Source organism: Oleiphilus sp. HI0117 (assembly GCF_001635235.1).
Map to the genome: position 1 here is coordinate 1 of NZ_LWGA01001352.1, position 306 is coordinate 306.

Sequence of the window (306 nt, forward strand, 5' to 3'; positions counted from 1 at the left end):
ACGTATCAGGGCAACTATACGAGAGTTAATTAACTTACATTTTTCCAATCAGCAAGATGTGATCGGCCTGGCATTGGATAATCATTTGATTGCAGTTGCGCTAGTTGGCAGTCCGGATATCCGTTTGACACTAAGTCGTCAGTGGAACTGGCGTTTGCGTATGATGCTTACAGCAGGAATGGACTGTACATGGCGTTATATTAATTACCATAAACAGATCCACGAGTATCTACCTAAAGGTGAACACCATGAATTACCTCTGTTGGGGGTGGATTCAAAATACAGAAATTCGGGTTACGGTAAGCA

At 42.5% G+C, this 306-nt stretch carries 1 pseudogene; it reads left to right on the top strand.

The window, feature by feature from the left end:
* Positions 1–306, top strand: a pseudogene (locus tag A3757_RS27300) (GNAT family N-acetyltransferase); the annotation flags it as partial.